The organism is Spiroplasma sp. hy2 (assembly GCF_044714365.1).
Taxonomy (GTDB): domain Bacteria; phylum Bacillota_I; class Bacilli_A; order Mycoplasmatales; family Mycoplasmataceae; genus Spiroplasma; species Spiroplasma phoeniceum.
The window spans coordinates 1-3,508 of the sequence record NZ_RXFZ02000109.1; the positions used below are offsets into that span (position 1 = coordinate 1).

2 protein-coding genes and 1 riboswitch are annotated in these 3,508 nt (G+C 28.6%); of the genes, one reads left to right on the forward strand and one right to left on the reverse strand.

Going from position 1 to position 3,508, the window contains the following annotated elements; all coding sequences use genetic code 4:
• Positions 1 to 139 precede the first annotated feature (139 nt).
• Positions 140 to 238, forward strand: a riboswitch (TPP riboswitch).
• A 79-nt stretch (positions 239 to 317) separates the two neighbouring features.
• Positions 318 to 1,343, forward strand: coding sequence for an energy-coupled thiamine transporter ThiT (locus EHV01_RS04045; RefSeq protein WP_422066313.1), 1,026 nt, complete (start codon positions 318 to 320; stop codon positions 1,341 to 1,343).
• Between the two features lie 37 nt (positions 1,344 to 1,380).
• Here EHV01_RS04045 and tkt read toward each other — a convergent pair whose 3' ends face one another.
• A complete protein-coding gene (gene tkt / locus EHV01_RS04050; protein WP_422066314.1) occupies positions 1,381 to 3,342 on the reverse strand; it encodes a transketolase in 1,962 nt (653 codons plus the stop codon).
• Between the last annotated feature and the right edge of the window lie 166 nt (positions 3,343 to 3,508).

Consider the following 3,508-nt stretch of genomic DNA (forward strand, 5'->3'; position numbering starts at 1 on the left):
ATWWTAATTCTGTAATTATTTTTTTCATTAATTATTTACCTCCATATATTAAAAATATACCTAATTTTAGGTATATTTTATAAATATCAAGAGTTTTCGACAAAATTAAAGGTTTTTTCCAACAATGTTAAGATAATATTGTAATTGACAGAGGTAACTTATAAAACATAAGTTTGAGAAATACTCTTCGAACCTGATCTAGTTAACACTAGCGTAAGGAGTTCAAATTCGTTATTTATTTAATTTAATAAATTTAATTTGATGCTCACTTTCATAGAAGTTAATTACAAAATTATTTGTGTAAGGAGATTTCTTATATGGTTAGACCCCCATCTTTTAAGGTTAAGTTAAACCAACAAAACATTATTTTATGATACAATAAAGCAACAATTTTTATTGTCATAAGTTTATACCTTGGTATTTTAATAACGCTTAGTATTTTACCACTATCAAGATTAAGTAAACTATTTCATTTAAATAATGACCAATATTTTAAAAATATATGAGTTTTTTGTTTAATGACTTGTGGACTTGGTTTAATATTTAGTATCATATCTGCAATAAGTGTTTGATTAACAAATTATGAAGAATATATTAATTATAAGTTTCAGTTTATTATTTTAAATATTATTAGTTTGAATATTCTTAATTTAATTAGTAATATTATTATTTATAGTTATGAAATAAAGGTTAGTGATTTATTATTTACTAATACTATGAAACGAAAACGATTTTTAATTAATTTAGGAATTTGAAAATGAAAAACATTTGATATTGTTATTATTGCGATGTTTGTAGCAGTAACCTTAGCTTTAGCATATTTAGAAACATTATTGCCTAACTTACCATATGGTGGTGGCATTGGTTTAAAATATCTTCCACTTATCGTTATTGCTTTTTTACACTCAGCAATCGCTGGTCTTATAACTGGGAGTATTAGTGCCCTGATGTCATTGCTATTTATTGCTTCAAATTTTATTGTTTCACCATGATCATATTTATTAGATTATTTTGTCCCAATGATTATTCCAACAATTGCAGGTTTTATGCGTTTTAAAGTTAATAATGACAAAAAATATATTACTTATGTTAATTATATTATTATTTGTTTTAGTATTATTACTCTTATTTACTTGTCACAAGTATTAGTTGGTGTTTTAATTTGAACAACTTTATTCCCTGATTCAGTTTGACCCGGTTATAGTAATTGATTATATGCCATTGTTTATAACTTTATTCATAGTTTTCTTTTTACATATCCAATTATTCAAATTGTTGTTCCTTTTATTTTACGTAGTTTAGCTCCCATTTTTTGACAACGTTATTTAAAATATGATAGTTAAATAAACAAGAGAACAATAAAAAATGCAATTATCATTTTTATGATGATTGCATTTTTTTATTAATAGCATTAACAATGTTTTCTACATTAAAACCAAAATATTCTAATACATCTTGAAATAGTCCTGATTGTCCAAAAGTGTTAATTCCAAAATTTAAACCATTAGAAGTATAACGTTCTCAACCAAAGGTTGCTCCTAATTCAATTGACGCAATTAAAGCTGTTGGTTCTAACAATTTCTGTTTATAGGCAGCATCTTGCTGCTCAAATAATTCTCAACAAGGCATTGATACTACTTTTACTTTAATTTTTTTATCATGTTCTAATTTGTTTGCAACAGCAATCGCCATGCTAACTTCACTACCAGTTGCTAACAATACAACATTATTATTATATTCTTGTCCATAAACTTGATAAGCTCCTTTTTTCACTGCCTCAACATTTGAATGTTCTAATTCTGGTAAATCTTGTCGTGTAATTAAAATAACACTTGGAGTATGTTTTGACTGTAAAGCGATATGATAAGCTCCTAATGTTTCATTAAAATCAGCTACACGAAAAACATTTAAGTTTGGCTGACTACGTAACATTGCTAATTGTTCAATTGGTTGGTGCGTTGGACCATCTTCACCAACAGCAATTGAATCATGCGATAAAATATAAATAGCTGGAATTTCCATTAATGAACTTAAACGAATAGCTGGCTTCATATAATCAGCAAAAACAAAGAAACCACTTGCAAAAGGAATTAATCCACGGTGTAAACAAATTCCATTATTAATGGCTGCCATTGCAAATTCACGCACTCCATAAGCTAAATTACGGCCTAATCGATTTTCAGGACTATAAACACCATCAGTTCCCTTTGCTTTTGTACTACCACTTAAATCAGCACTACCACCAATTAAAGCTGGAATAATATTAGAAAGACGGTCAAGGATTGCCCCACTACTAATTCGTGTTGCTTGTGGCTTAATTGGTTTTAAATCACGAAAATCTTGTGGATTAAAATTAAAATTACCATAAACGGCATCATCAAGTTCTTTAGCTAAAGTAGAATTTTCTTTGCAAAAACCTTGATACATTTCTAATCATTCCTGATATTTTTTAATTCCTCGTTGTTTAACATTGATTTCAAAATCCTTATAAACTTCACTAGGAACTTCAAATGGTTTATAATCTCATTTTAACATTTTACGAACTGTTTCAATATCACTTCCTAACGGCGCCCCATGTACTGCTGGTGTACCTTGTTTTGTTGCCCCATCACCAATTATTGTTTTTACTTCGATTAATGTTGGTTTATCACTTTTTTTTGCTTTTATAATAGCTTGATCAATTGCTTCAATATCATTACCATCTTTGACAAAAAGATAATTTCAATTTGCTGCTTTAAAACGATCAGCAATGTTTTCACTTTGTGCAACATTAACCATATTATCTAATTGCACATCATTAGAATCAAATAATACAATTAATTTATTTAGTTTTCAATGTCCTGCTAAAGATATTGCTTCTTGTGTAACTCCTTCTTGTAAATCACCATCACCACATAAAACATAAGTATAATGATCATAAAGAGGATATTTATTGGTATTGTATCTTGCTGCTAAATGCGTTTCTGCTAACGCTAAACCAACTGCTGCTGCAAGTCCTTGGCCAAGAGGACCCGTTGTCACATCCACTCCGGGCGTTAAATGTGATTCCGGATGACCAGGCGTAATTGAATCAACTTGACGAAAATTTCGTAAATCATCAATATTAAGATCAAATCCGGATAAATGCAATAACGAATATAATAAAGCACTACCATGTCCTGCTGTTAAAACAAAACGATCACGATTTGTTCATTTATCCACTTGTGGGTTAACAACTAAGTGTCTTGTGAATAAAGTATATGCCATTGGCGCAGCACCAAGAACAATTCCTGGATGGCCTGAATTTGCTTTATTAATTGCTTCAATTCCCAACATTTTGATTGTATCAATTGATTTTTTCATTTTATTTATCTCCTTTTTATACACTAATAAATTAATACTCATAATATCATTGTACAACGAATCTTTAATTTTGTCGAAAACTCTTGATGAAATAAAAAAAATCATCAATATGACAATTTGAAAACTAATTTTGTGTAAGATTATGATTTTGCTTTAAATTTTTTAW